This is a genomic window from Sphingobacterium yanglingense, from assembly GCF_004363245.1.
In the GTDB taxonomy this organism is placed as follows: domain Bacteria; phylum Bacteroidota; class Bacteroidia; order Sphingobacteriales; family Sphingobacteriaceae; genus Sphingobacterium; species Sphingobacterium yanglingense.
Genome location: NZ_SNYV01000011.1, coordinates 646,274 through 660,790, shown reverse-complemented (window position 1 = coordinate 660,790; position 14,517 = coordinate 646,274). Strand labels below are relative to the sequence as shown.

16 protein-coding genes are annotated in these 14,517 nt (G+C 41.3%); 5 read left to right on the top strand and 11 right to left on the bottom strand.

What is annotated here, in order from left to right; translation table 11 throughout:
• Positions 1–20 precede the first annotated feature (20 nt).
• The gene (locus CLV99_RS05110) at positions 21–2,513 is read left to right on the top strand and encodes a DUF5686 and carboxypeptidase regulatory-like domain-containing protein (RefSeq protein ID WP_133583401.1); all 2,493 of its coding nucleotides are present in this window, start codon (positions 21–23) and stop codon (positions 2,511–2,513) included.
• Between the two features lie 9 nt (positions 2,514–2,522).
• Here the strand turns inward: CLV99_RS05110 and CLV99_RS05105 are convergent, their stop codons facing one another.
• Both CLV99_RS05105 and CLV99_RS05100 read right to left on the bottom strand, forming a co-directional pair.
• Complete coding sequence (locus CLV99_RS05105; protein ID WP_133583400.1) at positions 2,523–3,329, bottom strand: S1/P1 nuclease; 807 nt, start codon at positions 3,327–3,329, stop codon at positions 2,523–2,525.
• A gap of 5 nt (positions 3,330–3,334) precedes the next feature.
• Complete coding sequence (locus tag CLV99_RS05100) at positions 3,335–3,796, bottom strand: DUF4268 domain-containing protein (RefSeq protein WP_246032695.1); 462 nt, start codon at positions 3,794–3,796, stop codon at positions 3,335–3,337.
• 68 nt (positions 3,797–3,864) lie between these two features.
• On the opposite strand from CLV99_RS05100, the gene CLV99_RS05095 reads away from it, so the two are divergent.
• On the top strand, positions 3,865–4,422 hold the full coding sequence (locus tag CLV99_RS05095) for a lipocalin family protein (protein ID WP_133583399.1): 558 nt from the start codon (positions 3,865–3,867) through the stop codon (positions 4,420–4,422).
• Here CLV99_RS05095 and CLV99_RS05090 read toward each other — a convergent pair.
• Entirely contained in the window at positions 4,414–4,716 is a 303-nt protein-coding gene (locus CLV99_RS05090; RefSeq protein WP_133583398.1) for a hypothetical protein, read from the bottom strand. The genes CLV99_RS05095 and CLV99_RS05090 overlap by 9 nt on opposite strands.
• 145 nt (positions 4,717–4,861) lie before the next feature.
• Positions 4,862–6,133: an OmpA family protein gene (locus CLV99_RS05085; RefSeq protein WP_133583397.1), complete on the bottom strand. Its 1,272-nt coding sequence runs from the start codon at positions 6,131–6,133 to the stop codon at positions 4,862–4,864.
• Positions 6,134–6,272: 139 nt separating this feature from the next.
• Here CLV99_RS05085 and CLV99_RS05080 point away from each other — a divergent pair, with 139 nt between their 5' ends.
• The gene (locus CLV99_RS05080) at positions 6,273–7,676 is read left to right on the top strand and encodes an alkaline phosphatase (protein ID WP_246032694.1); all 1,404 of its coding nucleotides are present in this window, start codon (positions 6,273–6,275) and stop codon (positions 7,674–7,676) included.
• A gap of 80 nt (positions 7,677–7,756) precedes the next feature.
• On the opposite strand, the gene CLV99_RS05075 is transcribed toward CLV99_RS05080, so the two are convergent.
• The gene (locus CLV99_RS05075; protein WP_162850029.1) at positions 7,757–8,137 is read right to left on the bottom strand and encodes a single-stranded DNA-binding protein; all 381 of its coding nucleotides are present in this window, start codon (positions 8,135–8,137) and stop codon (positions 7,757–7,759) included.
• A gap of 170 nt (positions 8,138–8,307) precedes the next feature.
• Here CLV99_RS05075 and CLV99_RS05070 point away from each other — a divergent pair, with 170 nt between their 5' ends.
• Positions 8,308–8,682 (top strand): hypothetical protein, encoded by a 375-nt coding sequence (locus CLV99_RS05070; RefSeq protein WP_133583394.1) that lies wholly within the window; start codon positions 8,308–8,310, stop codon positions 8,680–8,682.
• A 34-nt stretch (positions 8,683–8,716) separates the two neighbouring features.
• Here CLV99_RS05070 and CLV99_RS05065 read toward each other — a convergent pair whose 3' ends face one another.
• The 5 genes from CLV99_RS05065 to CLV99_RS05045 all read right to left on the bottom strand — a co-directional run bounded on the left by CLV99_RS05065 (position 8,717) and on the right by CLV99_RS05045 (position 13,574).
• A complete protein-coding gene (locus CLV99_RS05065; RefSeq protein WP_133583393.1) occupies positions 8,717–10,633 on the bottom strand; it encodes a sensor histidine kinase in 1,917 nt (638 codons plus the stop codon).
• On the bottom strand, positions 10,630–11,376 hold the full coding sequence (locus CLV99_RS05060) for a LytR/AlgR family response regulator transcription factor (RefSeq protein WP_133583392.1): 747 nt from the start codon (positions 11,374–11,376) through the stop codon (positions 10,630–10,632). Before CLV99_RS05060 ends, CLV99_RS05065 begins: the two co-directional genes overlap by 4 nt.
• Positions 11,377–11,621: 245 nt before the next feature.
• The gene (locus tag CLV99_RS05055) at positions 11,622–12,260 is read right to left on the bottom strand and encodes an RDD family protein (RefSeq protein WP_133583391.1); all 639 of its coding nucleotides are present in this window, start codon (positions 12,258–12,260) and stop codon (positions 11,622–11,624) included.
• Between the two features lie 37 nt (positions 12,261–12,297).
• A complete protein-coding gene (locus tag CLV99_RS05050) occupies positions 12,298–12,837 on the bottom strand; it encodes a hypothetical protein (protein WP_133583390.1) in 540 nt (179 codons plus the stop codon).
• 32 nt (positions 12,838–12,869) lie between these two features.
• Positions 12,870–13,574 carry a hypothetical protein gene (locus CLV99_RS05045; protein WP_133583389.1) on the bottom strand — a complete coding sequence of 235 codons (705 nt, stop codon included), beginning with the start codon at positions 13,572–13,574 and terminating at the stop codon, positions 12,870–12,872.
• 38 nt (positions 13,575–13,612) lie between these two features.
• On the opposite strand from CLV99_RS05045, the gene CLV99_RS05040 reads away from it, so the two are divergent.
• Entirely contained in the window at positions 13,613–13,849 is a 237-nt protein-coding gene (locus CLV99_RS05040) for a hypothetical protein (protein ID WP_133583388.1), read from the top strand.
• Here the strand turns inward: CLV99_RS05040 and CLV99_RS05035 are convergent.
• Positions 13,846–14,427: a hypothetical protein gene (locus CLV99_RS05035; RefSeq protein ID WP_133583387.1), complete on the bottom strand. Its 582-nt coding sequence runs from the start codon at positions 14,425–14,427 to the stop codon at positions 13,846–13,848. The two genes, CLV99_RS05040 and CLV99_RS05035, sit on opposite strands and share 4 nt — an antisense overlap.
• Positions 14,428–14,517 lie beyond the last annotated feature (90 nt).

Here is a 14,517-nt window from a genome sequence, read left to right as displayed (position 1 = left end):
ATTCATTATAAATAAGCGAGATGTACTGGTTTATCAAGTTTTTAATTCTTTGGTTATTGACTCTATTATGTAGTCTGGGCTGGGGGCAGGTACGTGGACGAGTGACAGATAGCCATGGCAATGCATTGGGGGCGGTAACTGTAAGTATACAAGATACATATATCGCTACATCGACGAATAGGGAGGGTTTTTACGAAATTAAAGAGCTTCCCTCCTCTTCGGTTATTGTGGTGGTACAGCGTCTCGGCTTCGAGACGAAGAAGATTTCGCTATCGGGAGTACAACAGCCACATAAGCTGGATGTCACGCTACAGGAGGAGGCTTATGCTATTGAAGAGGTGGTGATCCGCTCGGCAATGAACCCTGCTGACAATCTGATTAAAAAAGCGATTGCGAATAGGAACAAGAATGCCGAAGCAAGGGATAAGTTTGAAGCAGACTTTTATTCTAAAGGTTCATTGACTGCTATCAATCTGCCAAAAAAAATATTGGGTGCTAAGTTGGAAGATGACAATCAGTTGCTGGACAGTACGGGTTCCGGGATGTTATACCTATCAGAGACGGTGTCTCATCTCGTGGTCGATAAGCCAAATAGGATGAAGGAAACTATTGTGGCATCCAAGATTAGTGGCGAAAATCAAGGCTTTAGTTTCAACCGTGCTGAGGGTACAGCGTTTGATTTATATGACAATTATATCAGCTTAGGTATGACGAAGATAATTAGCCCTATTGCGGACCAGGCTTTTTCTTATTATAAGTATAAACTATTGGCTTCGTGGAAAGAGGAAGACCAGTTGATTTATAAGATACAGGTGGAGGCCAAGCGTAAATCGGAGCCGGTGGTGGAGGGCATTGTATATATCGTTGAAGATAGTTGGGAGGTTTATGGTTTGGATTTTGTGCTGCAGGGAACGAGTATCAATCAGCCTGTACTGGATACGCTGTATTTGCGACAGCAATATACGTACAACAATAGCAATAGATTGTGGTCCAAACAGCTACAGACGCTGGATTTTACGGCGGGAATCATGGGCTTACGTTTTAAGGGACATTTTACGCATAGCTTTACCAATTATAAGTACGTAGATCAATTTGATAAAGGGACCTTTGGCAGAATAAGCAGTGAATTTAATGCGGATGCCAACCAGAGAGATGCAGGTTATTGGGAGCAGATGCGGAAGGTGCCACTGATTACGGATGAAGTGAGGGATTACCATCGTAGGGATAGCTTGAGACTGATAACGAGCTCGCCGGCTTATATTGATTCAATAGATCGCTTGCGCAGTCGCTTCCGTCTACAGGACGTGCTCTTGGGCTACCGTTATCAAAATACACCTAACAAATTGACGATACGATACAGCTCTCCCCTTTCGCTATCATGGACTTTATTCAATACGGTGCAAGGATGGAATTTTAAAGCAGGGCTATCAGCAACAAAGGGAGACAGCGACATAGGACGTTATTATCAGGCAGCTGTACTGTTTAACTATGGGCTGGCGGACAAAAAGCTTTATACAGCAGGGAATGTACAATTGCGTTTCAATACGATTTCGTATGCCACGCTGGGGCTGACCGGAGGAAGTGTACTGAAGCAATTTAATCCGGACAATCCGATACCACCGGAATTTAATACAGTGTATAGCTTGGTTTGGGGGGATAACTATATGAAGCTGTACCGCGATGATTTCCTGAAGGCTACTTACAAGCAGTATGTACACCCTAACCTGGAAATGGTGGGTTCTTTGGGTTATTTTAAACGGAGGAATGTGTTTAATGAGACGGACTATACATTTTTCTCTTCGAATAGACCGTACACACCCAATAATCCGATGGATATAGATAACACGGGAGTGCCGGCATTTGTGAACCACGACCTGTGGAAGGCGGAGCTAAAGGCAACGATATATTTCAATACGCAGATCGATAAGAAGCCTAATCGTATCGATTATAATCACGATATGCGCTATCCTGTGCTACAGCTGGGATATAGTAATGCTTTTGCTGCTTCTTATAAAGGGTATGGTTTTCAGGAGATTACTTTAGTATTGAGACAGGATGTGACTTTCGGCAATAAAGGGATATTGGGCTATAGGCTATCCACAGGCACATTCTTGAATGCGGATGGTATTGCTTTTACGGACTTTAAGCATTTTAACGGTAACCGTACGCATATCGGTACGTCAGGCAGATACCTCAACAGTTTTCTGGCAATGCCTTATTATAGCCACAGTACGAATAAGGCTTATCTGGAACTGCATGCTGAACACAATTTTAAGGGATATCTGCTCAACAAGATCCCAGGGATCAATAAATTGCAACTGCAGACGGTTGTTGGATATCATCTGCTGAGCACGGATAAAAGAAAGCCCTACCAAGAATTCTCGGTAGGGCTTGACAATGTCGGTTGGGGTAAGTACCGCTTATTTCGCGTAGATTATGTTCGCTCAATACACGGGACAGGTTCTCCTGATGCTGTCGTGGTGGGTATAAAGCTCCTTAATCGACAACGTTAAGAGCGGTAACTAGCCGTAAATTTCATTCAACTCGTACGCAAGACGGATGCCTGCTTTTAGTAGGCATTCTTCCATAATGTACTTGTAGTCGTAGATGTATTTGTAGCTTAGATTGGCGTTGTACTCGACGTCCTTATATATCTTGTTGGCGAGTTCATGCGATTCGTAAAGCGCCTGCTCAAAAGAACACTGGTACTGACGATAGTGGTTGCTGTTGAAGATATCGAGTACACGTGCGTATTCGGTATAGCTGTATTTTTCGTTGTCTACCAAATCTGAGTCCCAAACGCGGTGGATATTGGTTTTGCGGCCAAAGAAAGAAACTTCGATTTTATTACCACCAAGGTCTTCGGCTCTACTGACGTGCATAGGCTGGTGGGCATCAGCAAATAGATGTACGAGGTAGTAGAGGTTCTGTTGCTGTTGTAGGGGGCTCAGGTTTTTGTTGCCCTTGGTTTCGTTTTTGATGCGAAGGTAAGCTTTGTAAAGGTTGTCTTCTGGCGATGCTTTTAATGTAGCGGTGAAGTCCTCGAAGCTCAGGTTGCCTTGTGTATTGACGAAGTGCCATGAACCTGTTTTATTTAAGGCGGGGTCTGGGTCTGATTTGATGAAATCGGCCCAGTTGGACCAGTAAGCGATGGGCTGCTTACCGATAATCTTTTCGATGTTTTTCTTGGCTTTCTTGCTGAGGTGCTGCTCGGCAATTTCGGAAATGACACGGTGTCCTGTCATACCCCAGGCAAATACTTGCTGCTGTTGTCCAAAGGTGAATAACACTAGTAGTAAAGCGACTAAGCGTATTGTTGTTGTTTTCATTATAGTTATTTAAAAATATCAAATGCATATTTGGCGGTGGACCAGAATTCGTCCAAGGCAATGATTCGTGGCTTTAGAAAAGAAATAAGCTTGGGCCAGTCTTCTTTTTTAAAGATACTCACCTTGTCTAGTGTGCAGGCTATACGGGTGGTTTGCTTTCCATAGTCATCGTGATACTCAGGGTACCAGTCCCACTCCTCTCCTAATGTATCGTGCAGGATATGGCGCAGCTCGTCAAATTGGGCGTATAGCAGTGCTCGGATACCTTGGTCGGGATGTGTCATTTCTATCATGATTATAGTGGACTTGTTGGATGCATCCATTCGAAAATAGAGCTGCTTGATTCCGGTCTTGTAGTTGACCCAGTTGATTTTTTCGCTATCAGAAGAGGTGATTCCCACCATGTACTGACCAAAGGTGGTCCAGAATTCCTCTTTCAGTTTTTTTACTTCTTCTCTAGAATACAAATCTTTTATTTTTACAAAACTAAAAAATAGATTAAACTTTTATAGGGTATGTCTGTTATTAAATTGATATGGATAAAAAGAAGTCACTTTTGTTGTTGGTTGGTGCTGCTGCTGGTGCGGTAGTTTACAATATATGGAAACCTGTGAAAAGCAAGCTTCCAGTTATACAGGATTTTGAACTGGACCGCTACCTCGGGGTGTGGTATGAGATAGCACGTATGGATTTTTATTGGGAGAAGAATCTAAAGGATGTGAAGGCGGAATACAGCACAAATGAAGATGGAAGTATACGGGTGGTGAATAGCGGTATTCATATGCGCACGCAAAAGTTTAAGCAATCCGTGGGTAAGGCGAAGCTGGCGGGAGAACCGAATGCAGGAAACTTGCGTGTTTCATTTTTTGGACCTTTCTACTCGGGCTATCATATCATGCATATCGATGGTAACTACGAGTACGCTTTGGTATTTGGCGATAACCTGGACTATATGTGGATTCTATCCCGCACAAAGACAATACCTACCGAAGTAAGGGACAAGTACCTAGGCTACGCGGAACTGTCGGGGTACGCGGTGAAGAATCTAGTATGGACATTCCACGGGCCGAATCCCCCAGAGGGCTTAGAATAAGCGCTGCGCGACCATAAAATCTATGGACGAATCATCGGCAATGGTTTTGGAAATCACTTGTAAATGCTCTTCTGTAATACGGTTGCCTATGCCCTTATTATAAAGGGTGGTCAAATAATAGGAAGCCTCGGATTTGTCCGACGGAGACAGTCTATTATTATTGATGTAATAATTCAGTAACGTAGTAGCAAAGTTTCCAAAGTCCTCAAGCGAAAAGCTTTTGAATTCATTGAAAAACCCAAACATATAGGTTTCAAACTCCTGCTCTAACTGTTTTTTTATAAGTATATCCATTCTTGAACACGACATAAGGCCTCGGTAAAAGGCCGTCGCTCAAAAGTAAGGAAACTTTTGATATAGTTGGAGTGGAATGAAAAAAGGGTGTTCTATTTGGAACACCCCCTGTTTTATTAAGGTAGAGAATTTCTTTCCGTAAACTTTATTTTCTGACACTGATAGCAACACGTCTATCCTTGGCCCGTTCTTTATCTGGGGCATCCCATGCGGCTTGGGCAAATTCTGAACCGTAACCTTCTGCCCCCACTACCTGCGTACCTAAGCCCTCTTTCTCTAAGTAGTTTTTTACAGCGTCGGCACGTTCTTGCGATACTTTTTTATTGATGGCCTCATCGCCCGTTTTGTCAGTGTACCCTCCTATTTTGATCTTGGCATCTGGGAATAAACGGAGAATACGTGCGATGTTGACCAGTTGTACCTGACTGGCCGGTGTAACGGTAGCTGTGTTGGTTTCGAAATTGAGGTTGTCAAAGTCAAACCATTTTGCTTTGAGCTGTTCGTCTGTCCATGTTTTGTAATCAGACTGTAGAAACTGTACAAGTTGATCTTCTATGCCTGAAGAGAATGCCTGCAGGCTGTTGCCATCCGGAAGTTTGACATCTACCAGATGGTTCTTCGCACTGCTATCAGGCTTTGTATTTTGATTGCTATCCAAAGAGGTATTGGCCTTCTCTGGGTTTGTGGTTTTATCTCCGTTACATCCTTTTCCAAATAAAAACCATAGGGCCGCAATAAGCACTAAGATGAGGATCCACCATATGCCTGCTCCCTTTTTGGCTTTGTCAGCCCTCTGTTTGGTATGCACTATGGCTGGTTCTGGAATTGCGGTGGCTGGCTGGCTGCTGTCGGGGCCACCAAGTTCTTTGGCCACATCGGCTTTTGCAAAGAGACTGCCAAACATTCCCAATCCAAGCCCGGCAGGAATGGCGGAAGCAAATGAAGAACGATTGGTCTGAAGCAATTGACCAACTTCGGCAACATCCCAATGTCCTCCTTTTTTGGTTATTCCAGAGATAACCGCCGGTATGGAAGCACCAAATAGGCTGTTTACGGATTCGGAGCTCATGCCAAGGTACTTGCCTATGGACTGTGTAATACCCATAAATTTGTCACCGAATATCTCGCTAGCGATATTGTCGCTTTCGAAATGTGCGCTTTCACCCTTGTCGTCCTTGGCAAAATATTTACCAAGGGCATCGTGTAGGTCAAAACTAGCAAACAAATGTTTGGCAGACTGGAAGATGCTGGTAAGTCCTTCCTTTGATTGGCTCTGAAGCCCTAATAAAAGTGAGGGAACAGCGATATTGACCCCTTTAGCTACTTTCTCTCTATCCTCTCCCAAGTGATTGGCGAGCTTGTCTATTACTTCTTCGGTGAAGTATGACTGGATGTTTTGCAAGATATTGTTTTCCATAACGTTACAAATTTATTGGTTACCATATAGCTTAACAAAGGTGTAACGTTTTTGTTTGAGTGGTTTTATTTGTGTAGTTTAACAATAACTTTATATTCCAATGTTATCTTTGACCAAACTATTTAAATTTACTATGCTGTTGAAAAGATTTTCTTTACTATTCTTATCTATTATTTTTAGCGTTCATGTATTTGGACAGCAACCTAAGTATATCTTCTATCTGATTGGTGATGGTATGGGATTGAACCAAGTTAATTTGGCCGAAATCCATCAAGCTGAGTTGAAAGGTGTGAATGGTACAGAACCCTTGGTGTTTACTAAATTTCCTTACGTTGGTTTTGCATCCACGAACTCGTTGTCACATGGAGTAACAGACTCCGGTGCTGGTGGTACTGCTTTGGCGGTGGGAAGGAAAACGAAGAATGGTGTGATAGGTATGGATAGCACAGGTACTATTCCTTATAAAAGTATCGCTTATGCTGCCAAAGAAAAAGGTATGAAGGTAGGAATCACGACAAGCGTGAGTATTGATCATGCGACCCCTGCCTCATTTTATGCCAATCAAGCTGATAGGGATATGTATTACGAGATCGGAAAGGATATTATCAAATCTAATTTCGATTTCTTTGCAGGTTCTGGATTCTTAAAACCGAATACTTCATTTGACAAAAAAGAAATGCCCGCACTGGTTCCTCAATTGGAAAAGGCAGGATATAAAATCGTAAAAGGTAAAGCGGGCTTCGATAAGGAGAAAAACAAAGGACAACGCATGATATTGATGAATATTGATGGCACGGCCGCAGATGCGCTCAAGTTCTCCATTGACCAGGAAGCTGGTGATTTTAAATTGGCAGATATCACTCAAGCAGCTATCACCTCGTTAAACACGAATAATAATAAAGGATTCTTCCTGATGGTGGAGGGTGGTAAGATCGATTGGTCTGCCCATGCGAATGATGCTGCTACAACTATACATGAAGTATTGGATTTTAATGAATCAGTAAAACTTGCTTATGAATTCTACCGCAAGTATCCGAAGGAGACACTTATCGTGGTGACTGCTGACCATGAGACAGGTGGTTTGGGAATAGGCAACGGGAGTTCTACATTGAATACGAAGGTATTGGCACATCAAAAGGTATCGCAAGGTGCGCTATCAGCTAAAATAGGTGAGCTGAGAAAAAATAATCCAAATGCGGGTTGGGATGAAGTGAAGAAGCTGCTAGGTGATAACCTTGGACTATGGTCTGTATTAAAGGTGTCGGAAAAAGCAGAAGCTCCTATTTATGAGGCCTATAAAAAGAGTTTTATTGATCATCACAATGAAACTGAAAAAAGTCTGTACGCTAGTGACGACAAGATTGCAACACTCAGCATTGAATTGCTGAATAAGTTGGGCAGTATAGCTTGGTCTTCTAAAAATCATTCTGCAGCCTATGTACCGGTATATGCTATTGGGCAGGGCGCTGAAACATTCCATCAAAAGCTGGACAATACGGATATTCCTAAGAAGATAGCCGAAGTGGCTGGCTTCGATTTTTAATTGATAAAGTTAGTTTTAACGAAAGCCGGATTCTCTCAGGAGAAGTTCCGGCTTTTTTGTTAAATGTGGCTGGGATATTTTTAAACAATCTCTTCCTGTTCTTCTACCTCGCTTGGTATTCCTGATCTGGAGCTATCCAGTACTAATATTTGACTCACTTTGATCTCGGCAACGTTTCTTTTGATACCCTGAGAATCTGTATATTCATGATATTGTAAAGCGCCAGATATCATAAACAAGTTTCCTTTGTGACCAAATCTTTCCACTATTTTGGTTAGTTCCCCCCATACTACACAGCTGTGCCACTGGGTAAGTTCTCTCCATTGTCCATTGTTCATTTTAAGTCTTTCATTCGTGGCGATTCTGAAATTAGAGACTCTAGCTCCTTGACTTGTAGTTTTGATTTCCGCATCAGCACCTAAACGTCCAATAAGCTGGACTTGATTCATTAAAGCATTCATTTTCATTAAATTTAAATTATCAAAAAATATAAGTAATTTCACCTGCAGCAATTTCTGAATTGATTGCCAAAGGGTTAACCAAAATTATAACCAGCTATAACGAATAGTCGGATGTTAATCGTTTATATCCGTTTATAATCGGATATAAACGGATAAATGAAAGTTAAATTATGAAAGAGAAAGAGTGTTTGGAGTGCCTGACCCCTATTAAAGGGCGTTCTGATAAGCGTTTTTGTAATGATGCTTGTCGTAGTAGCTACAATAACCGTCGCAATACGGATGATAACAATATCGTTCGAAAAATCAATAAGCAGCTTTATAAGAACAGAAAAATACTATTGGGACTGCTCAGGAATGAGAAGATGGTACAGGTGAATGAAGACCGGCTACTCACTCTGGGGTTTGACAAGGAGTATCATACCCATGACTTACTAACATCAAAGGGACAGACTTACTACTTCGTTTACGAGTACGGTTTTTTACCCTTGGAAAAACAACGCTATCTTATTGTGAAAAACAAGAATCTCCTAAACGTAACGGAATAAGCCCGTCCCCTGTTTTATTTATAGTCTCCGAGCATTATGCATAGACAACAGGAATTAGCAAAACGATTTTAGTCCCTAGCCCTCCTTCAGTGGGGCCACTTGTTATTTTGGCTTTTTTGCCCAATAACATAATACGTTCCTGACTGATTGCTCCAGAAAGTGATCGATGTGTATTGACTTTATGTTCCTGCAGCTTACCTGTATCTGTGATAGTAACCTCAAGGACATCATCCTGTAGCTTCATGTTAATTACAACCCGTCCGGTACGCTCGTTAAAGTCTACACCATGTAAGACTGCATTTTCGACATAGGGCTGTATGAGCATCGGAGGAATCATTATTGCACCAAGATCCTGTTCGTCAGGGATATTCAGTTCATAAGCAAATGCATCTTCAAAGCGCATCTGCTGTAGACTGAGGTAATTGTCTAGGGCTTCGATTTCTTCATCAAGGGGGACTTCTTTCTCTCGGCTAAGTTCTAGGCTGCTTCGGAGCAGTCGGCTAAAGCGATTGAGGTATTTGATAGCAATGTCTTTTCGGTCCAGACGAACGAAGCTCTGTACAGCAGCGAGAGTGTTAAAGATGAAGTGTGGCTCCATCTGGGTGCGCAGTAGTTGTTGTTGTAACAGTATTTTCTCTTTCTCTTGTCTCGCTTTTCGCTGTTGGAAGAAGTAATACAGGAAACATATACCACCGACAAGAAGTACTACGGTCAATACGGTGATAGTGAGTAAGAGTTTATTCTTTTGTAATTGCAATTTATTGATAGCAACTTGGTCGTTCAAGGTACGTATAGAGCGTTCTTTGGCCTGCAGTTGATACAAAGCATTCATCTCCGCTACGGCTTGATTGTTTTTGGACTGATAAAACTCGCGCTGAAGCTGGTAGATGCCATTCATCATAGTAAACGCCAATTCATTATTACCTTCCAGTTGGTACAGAGAAGCTAGATTGCGTTGATAAAGAATCTGGTTGTTGGTGTCGATAAGGTCTTCGTGTTCTTTCATGATACGTCCGGCCTTTATAAATGCCTCCCAAGCTTTTGCTGGCTGTTTGAGCGTAATCAATGTTGCAGCTACATTGACATAGCTAATAAACATGGTATTGACTGAAACACTATTGATGGTAGAGAACTGGAAGCGCTCCTCATCGAGTTGGTTTTTCTTTTCTTGGTAATAATACAGTGAGTCAAACTGTTTTATACGGTCAAAATACTTGGCTTTACACTCATAGTAAAAGCTGATGTCATAAGACATAGGCTGCTCATGATGAAGTACTTCAAGCTTGTCCAGATAAGCTTTCATAGTGTCTGCCGGTGTATTGTCCAGGGCCATCATCTGTATGGACTGTACGAGAACACGCTGTTTGTAAAGGTGACCTTCAGGCAGACTATCAGTAATCGGTATTGCTGCTTCGTGCATCTTACGTGCCAGGTCGAATTGGAATAAGATTCTATTACTTTGTGCCGCTGATAGTAGCATAATACCTCTAGCGTCAAGAGATAAAGGTACAGTGCTGTCGCTCAATACAATTGCCGCTGCTTTGTTATAGTAATAGTTTGCCTGGTGTTCTTTTGCTTTTTCCGCCCAGATATTCCCCATTCCATTATAAATAAGGGCTTTTTGTTTTAGATTGCCATTCGTAGGTTCTATAAGCTCTAGGGCCTGCTCCACATAGTATTGTGCAGAATCACTTTTTTTTATAGCGTATAGACGAGCTAGATTGTATTTAATATCTGTAGACTGAACGGTGTCTTTTCCTTCTATTGCTTTTCTGTCCAGCTCATGCCAAACAGTCATCAGTGAATCTATATTTCCTGGATTCGGCTTGATATCGTTAAGCTCTTTGATTTGTGTAGCTAACGTATTTTTAGCGACTTCTTCGTTTGGCTTATTCTGACAGGCTTGTACAAATAGATATAGAACTAAGAGGTAGCGTAACGAGTATCTCATTTATTCGCCGATAATAGGTTAATTATATAATTTCTTCTTCTGGAAGATACAGGGATTTCCTCTTGGTTTTTGAGAACGATAAACTCGGACCGATTGATGCCTGATACATAGTTTTTATTGACTAGATAAGACTGATGGCTGCGTAAAAAGTAAGGTGCGGGCAATAGATCTTCATAGTATTTGAGGGGCTTGGAAACGAGTTCTTTTTTGCCGTTATTAAGAAAAAAGAAGGTGTAAGGACCATCTCCTTTGCAGTATAGTATATCAGCTACTGCCACAACACGTACATTGTTGAGCGAACTCAACGTAATATGCTCGGGTAATACATTGGCAGTGGCTAATGATTCTTGAGCCAGATTGAGTTGCTGTGCCCATTGTGGATTTTTGTCCCTTTTACTGCGGTAACGGCTTAAAGTTTCAGTTAATTCTTCTTGATCTACAGGTTTTAAAAGATAGTCAAGTGCGCCATATTTGATGGCTTTTATGGCAAATTGGTTATAAGCTGTTATGAATACGATGTTTTCAGGAACAGGGTTTAGTTTTTTTAAAACATCGAAGGCAGTACCATCGCCTAACTGTATATCCATTAATAATAGGTCGGGCTGAGTTTGCTCAATCAACTCGGTAGCAGTGGAAACACTATCTGCCCAGCCTATTATTTCAATGTCTTTCTCGTCGCGTAACAAATAGATGATTTCCTCCCGTACGGCAGGCTCATCTTCAATTATAGCTGTTTTTATCATTAGCTGGTTATTTTCAGGGGGCGAATTTACAATTATATATATTGTTCTACTAACTAATAATCATGCCGATTTTTGAAAAAAGACGTTTTTTTAGTGAAATAATGCGGATTGTAATTTATAAACAGCGAATTGTAAATATAGGACAGCTTCTTTGTTACGTTTATAACGGAAATAATACGTCATTATTCGGATTCATCCAGTTGTTTTCAGGAAATTATCGTCCATTTTATAGTTCTTATTATTAATTATGATTCTACGACGACAGTATGGGCAGCAAAATCGTGGCAACCTTTGCGCTTGTCGTTAAAGAATAAGATGATATTGATGATGGGTATCATCTTGATAACGCTGCGTATAAAATATTGGAATACGGAGATCGATCGTTTTTTGTTCTCGCTTTCAATTTTAATTCCAACGATTTTCTTGCCAAGGGTTCCTTGGAGCAACCATTCCATCAAGAAGAAGTAGAGTAGCCATACCGGTGTAAATACTAGAATGTAATTGCTGGGTAGATAGGCACTCATTTTGCCAGCAAGGATGGCCAATGGGAAGTTGAGCAGTACCAATAGGATAAGGTCTATCAAATAACTGCCTATGCGTTTGCCAAAAGACGCTAATCGCTGGTTTTCTATATCGCCATTTAAATACGTGGGTATATACTCAGAAGGCGATAAAATAGACTGCGGAACGTAAGCAGTTCTGCAGAAATCGCAAGATAGTGTATCAGCCTGCTTTTCAAGTGGAAGTACAGGGATAAAGAAAAGGGAGAAATAACGTCTATGATTCTGTAATTGATAAGGGCGATTGTCGTCGCATTGGGGGCAATAAAAAGAGCCTGTTTTGATTGTTTTTCCTATCGTTTTTGTGCCGAAAATAAATAACATGGTATTAAAGTTTAGTAGTTTAAAAGATACTGGGCGACTAACTCCCACATACCATATGGTACAATGGAAGAGGCCCGTTATAGTCCTGTGCGCGACGGAATCCTTCGAAGAAGATATGGTCGCCCAACTCCTTGTTGCTTACTTGATGTTCCATTTGGTACATGATATCCAAAGCGGAGAAGCTGCTGCCATTAGCTGCCTGTAGTTTAGCGGAAATCTCTACCTGGAAAAAACCGTCTTCTTCGTTGTCTTCATCAAAAACCTCCTCTTTGTCATCCAGTAACTCTTCATTGGATTTTAAATCGTCTATACTTGTAATCCAAGCTTCGTAACAGATTTCTATCTCTGGGGCATGGATGACAGTCTCGTCCCCCTTCCAGTAGGCCCGAGCTCGAAGTATGTCTTTTTGATAGCGTGAGATCTCTTCATCAAACTCTGTTTGCGAATCGTAAGGCTTACGTTGGAAAGCCCAGACAAGATCACTAAGCACGGTGTCTGGATTGGTCGTTGTTGTTATTAGCTCTTCCTCCAGGTTGCTTTTGGGTGTATTGAATAATTCTTTAAAAAATCTAAACATATCTTGTTTACTAGAATAATTAGTTTTAATGGTTATTTATAGATGCCTATTGGACTGTATTTTTTGAATAACGCATTGTCAAATGGGATGCGCATGCTGAGGTCGCGGGCCTCCCAGATGCCCCCCTCGGAACCTTGAGCGAAATCATAGGCATTGCGCATAAAATTGTCACCGTTAGGGGCTTCTACCCATTTGTTTTTATCTCTATTGTACAGTAGAATCATACAGCTGACACACTGGAAGTTATTCTCCTTTTCTGGGTTTTCGTAGCATGTGCCAACTTTGATATTTAGCTTTTGATGAATGATAGCCTCGGTCAGCTGTTCACCTACAAAACGAACTAATGCAGTCTGGGCATCTTCATTGTCAGGTCCGTTTTTCGCAGCCCTTAATGCAGCGAAATTAGCCTTCCTTATCTTTTCAATTTCTTCTTTTTTGAATTTTTCAGGCACTGTTTCTAGGTTCACCGGGTATAAATCATATTTGTCCGGTGCTGCCAAAACTTCAGTAATAGCCGATTCACTCGGGGGATTACTGGCTAAGATCTTTTGGTTATTCTCATAGTTTGCCCAGTCCTCGCTATTATATGTAAGGTGCTGCTGGATTTTGTATAAGAGAGTCTCATTTTGCTTGACGTAAATTGCGTTTGCAACAAATACAAATATGAGCAGTATACTCGCTGCCGCCAGAAGGATAAACATTGTTTTTTTCTTTTTAGAGATTGTGGATTTTCCCATTGATAGTTTGATTTGTGTTTCAAAGTAATGTAATAAGAATGGGAATACAACGATGGTTTTACAATCCGCTTTTTCCAGTTTACGATCCGCCTGACTGGTGGTTTCCGTCTGGCGATCGAAGGGGGCTTATGCTGATGCCCACACTAAGTTTGGCAAGGCTAATGGTGCTCCTCCCTCCTGGAAGCAACAAGACTATGGTTAGTGATTACAGCCCGTTGAAAAAACGGTCTAATGGGGTTGAGTGGAAGCGTCGATTGTTAGAAAAAAACTTCTAGGTGGTATAGGTAATTATATTAATGCCTTTTTGGTTTGCAATGTGCTTGGTAAAGCCGAGCTGTGGGCTAAAGACAATGTCTAGTGTGTCTTCTGCTGCTAAAATAGGGGTTGTCTTGATGAGATTAGCAAATCCAACGTGGTATTTTATGACCTGATTGTCATGACGGATAATAAGCTTGGAATAGTCGGAATTATTCCATATTTGAAAGCTTTCGAGATGGACAAAATCAAAATTACTGATTGTGTTGCTAGACTGAACTGCAATGCAACTGTTATGGAAGGTCATGGTGAAATTCTCTGCCAAGAATTTAGAGAAGATAAAAGCTACGATAAAAAATGAGATGATACCACCTACTGCCAGAAAGGATATGACCTGCCCCCTACTCAAATCGGTAATGTTATAATGTATTACAATAGCCATGAAAATAGCTGCAGGAACTATAATCGCAAGAATAATCAATACAATTGCTAGTCTATAGTTGCGCTGATTGAGGGCTCTAAATAGAATCTGTGTTGGCGTAAACTCTGCACCTGCCTCTTCTTCAGCTGTTAGGGTAAGGCTTTTTTTTCTTAACATATTGGGGCAAAGATGCTAAAACAAGGCTCGAGTCAATTTATCTGTTTACAATTTGCTCCCCTCAGTTTACAATCCGTAACAAATTGTAAA

Bases quoted from the DNA above. Each gene is read 5' to 3' on its own strand.
- CLV99_RS05110 (WP_133583401.1), top strand. From the start codon at position 21: ATGTACTGGTTTATCAAGTTTTTAATTCTTTGGTTATTGACTCTATTA.
- CLV99_RS05090 (WP_133583398.1), bottom strand. From the start codon at position 4,716: ATGGATATACTTATAAAAAAACAGTTAGAGCAGGAGTTTGAAACCTAT.
- CLV99_RS05050 (WP_133583390.1), bottom strand. From the start codon at position 12,837: ATGTTTAGATTTTTTAAAGAATTATTCAATACACCCAAAAGCAACCTG.
- CLV99_RS05070 (WP_133583394.1), top strand. From the start codon at position 8,308: ATGAAAGAGAAAGAGTGTTTGGAGTGCCTGACCCCTATTAAAGGGCGT.
- CLV99_RS05060 (WP_133583392.1), bottom strand. From the start codon at position 11,376: ATGATAAAAACAGCTATAATTGAAGATGAGCCTGCCGTACGGGAGGAA.
- CLV99_RS05040 (WP_133583388.1), top strand. From the start codon at position 13,613: ATGGGAATACAACGATGGTTTTACAATCCGCTTTTTCCAGTTTACGAT.
- CLV99_RS05075 (WP_162850029.1), bottom strand. From the start codon at position 8,137: ATGAATGCTTTAATGAATCAAGTCCAGCTTATTGGACGTTTAGGTGCT.
- CLV99_RS05045 (WP_133583389.1), bottom strand. From the start codon at position 13,574: ATGGGAAAATCCACAATCTCTAAAAAGAAAAAAACAATGTTTATCCTT.
- CLV99_RS05105 (WP_133583400.1), bottom strand. From the start codon at position 3,329: ATGAAAACAACAACAATACGCTTAGTCGCTTTACTACTAGTGTTATTC.
- CLV99_RS05035 (WP_133583387.1), bottom strand. From the start codon at position 14,427: ATGTTAAGAAAAAAAAGCCTTACCCTAACAGCTGAAGAAGAGGCAGGT.
- CLV99_RS05095 (WP_133583399.1), top strand. From the start codon at position 3,865: ATGGATAAAAAGAAGTCACTTTTGTTGTTGGTTGGTGCTGCTGCTGGT.
- CLV99_RS05085 (WP_133583397.1), bottom strand. From the start codon at position 6,133: ATGGAAAACAATATCTTGCAAAACATCCAGTCATACTTCACCGAAGAA.
- CLV99_RS05055 (WP_133583391.1), bottom strand. From the start codon at position 12,260: ATGTTATTTATTTTCGGCACAAAAACGATAGGAAAAACAATCAAAACA.
- CLV99_RS05065 (WP_133583393.1), bottom strand. From the start codon at position 10,633: ATGAGATACTCGTTACGCTACCTCTTAGTTCTATATCTATTTGTACAA.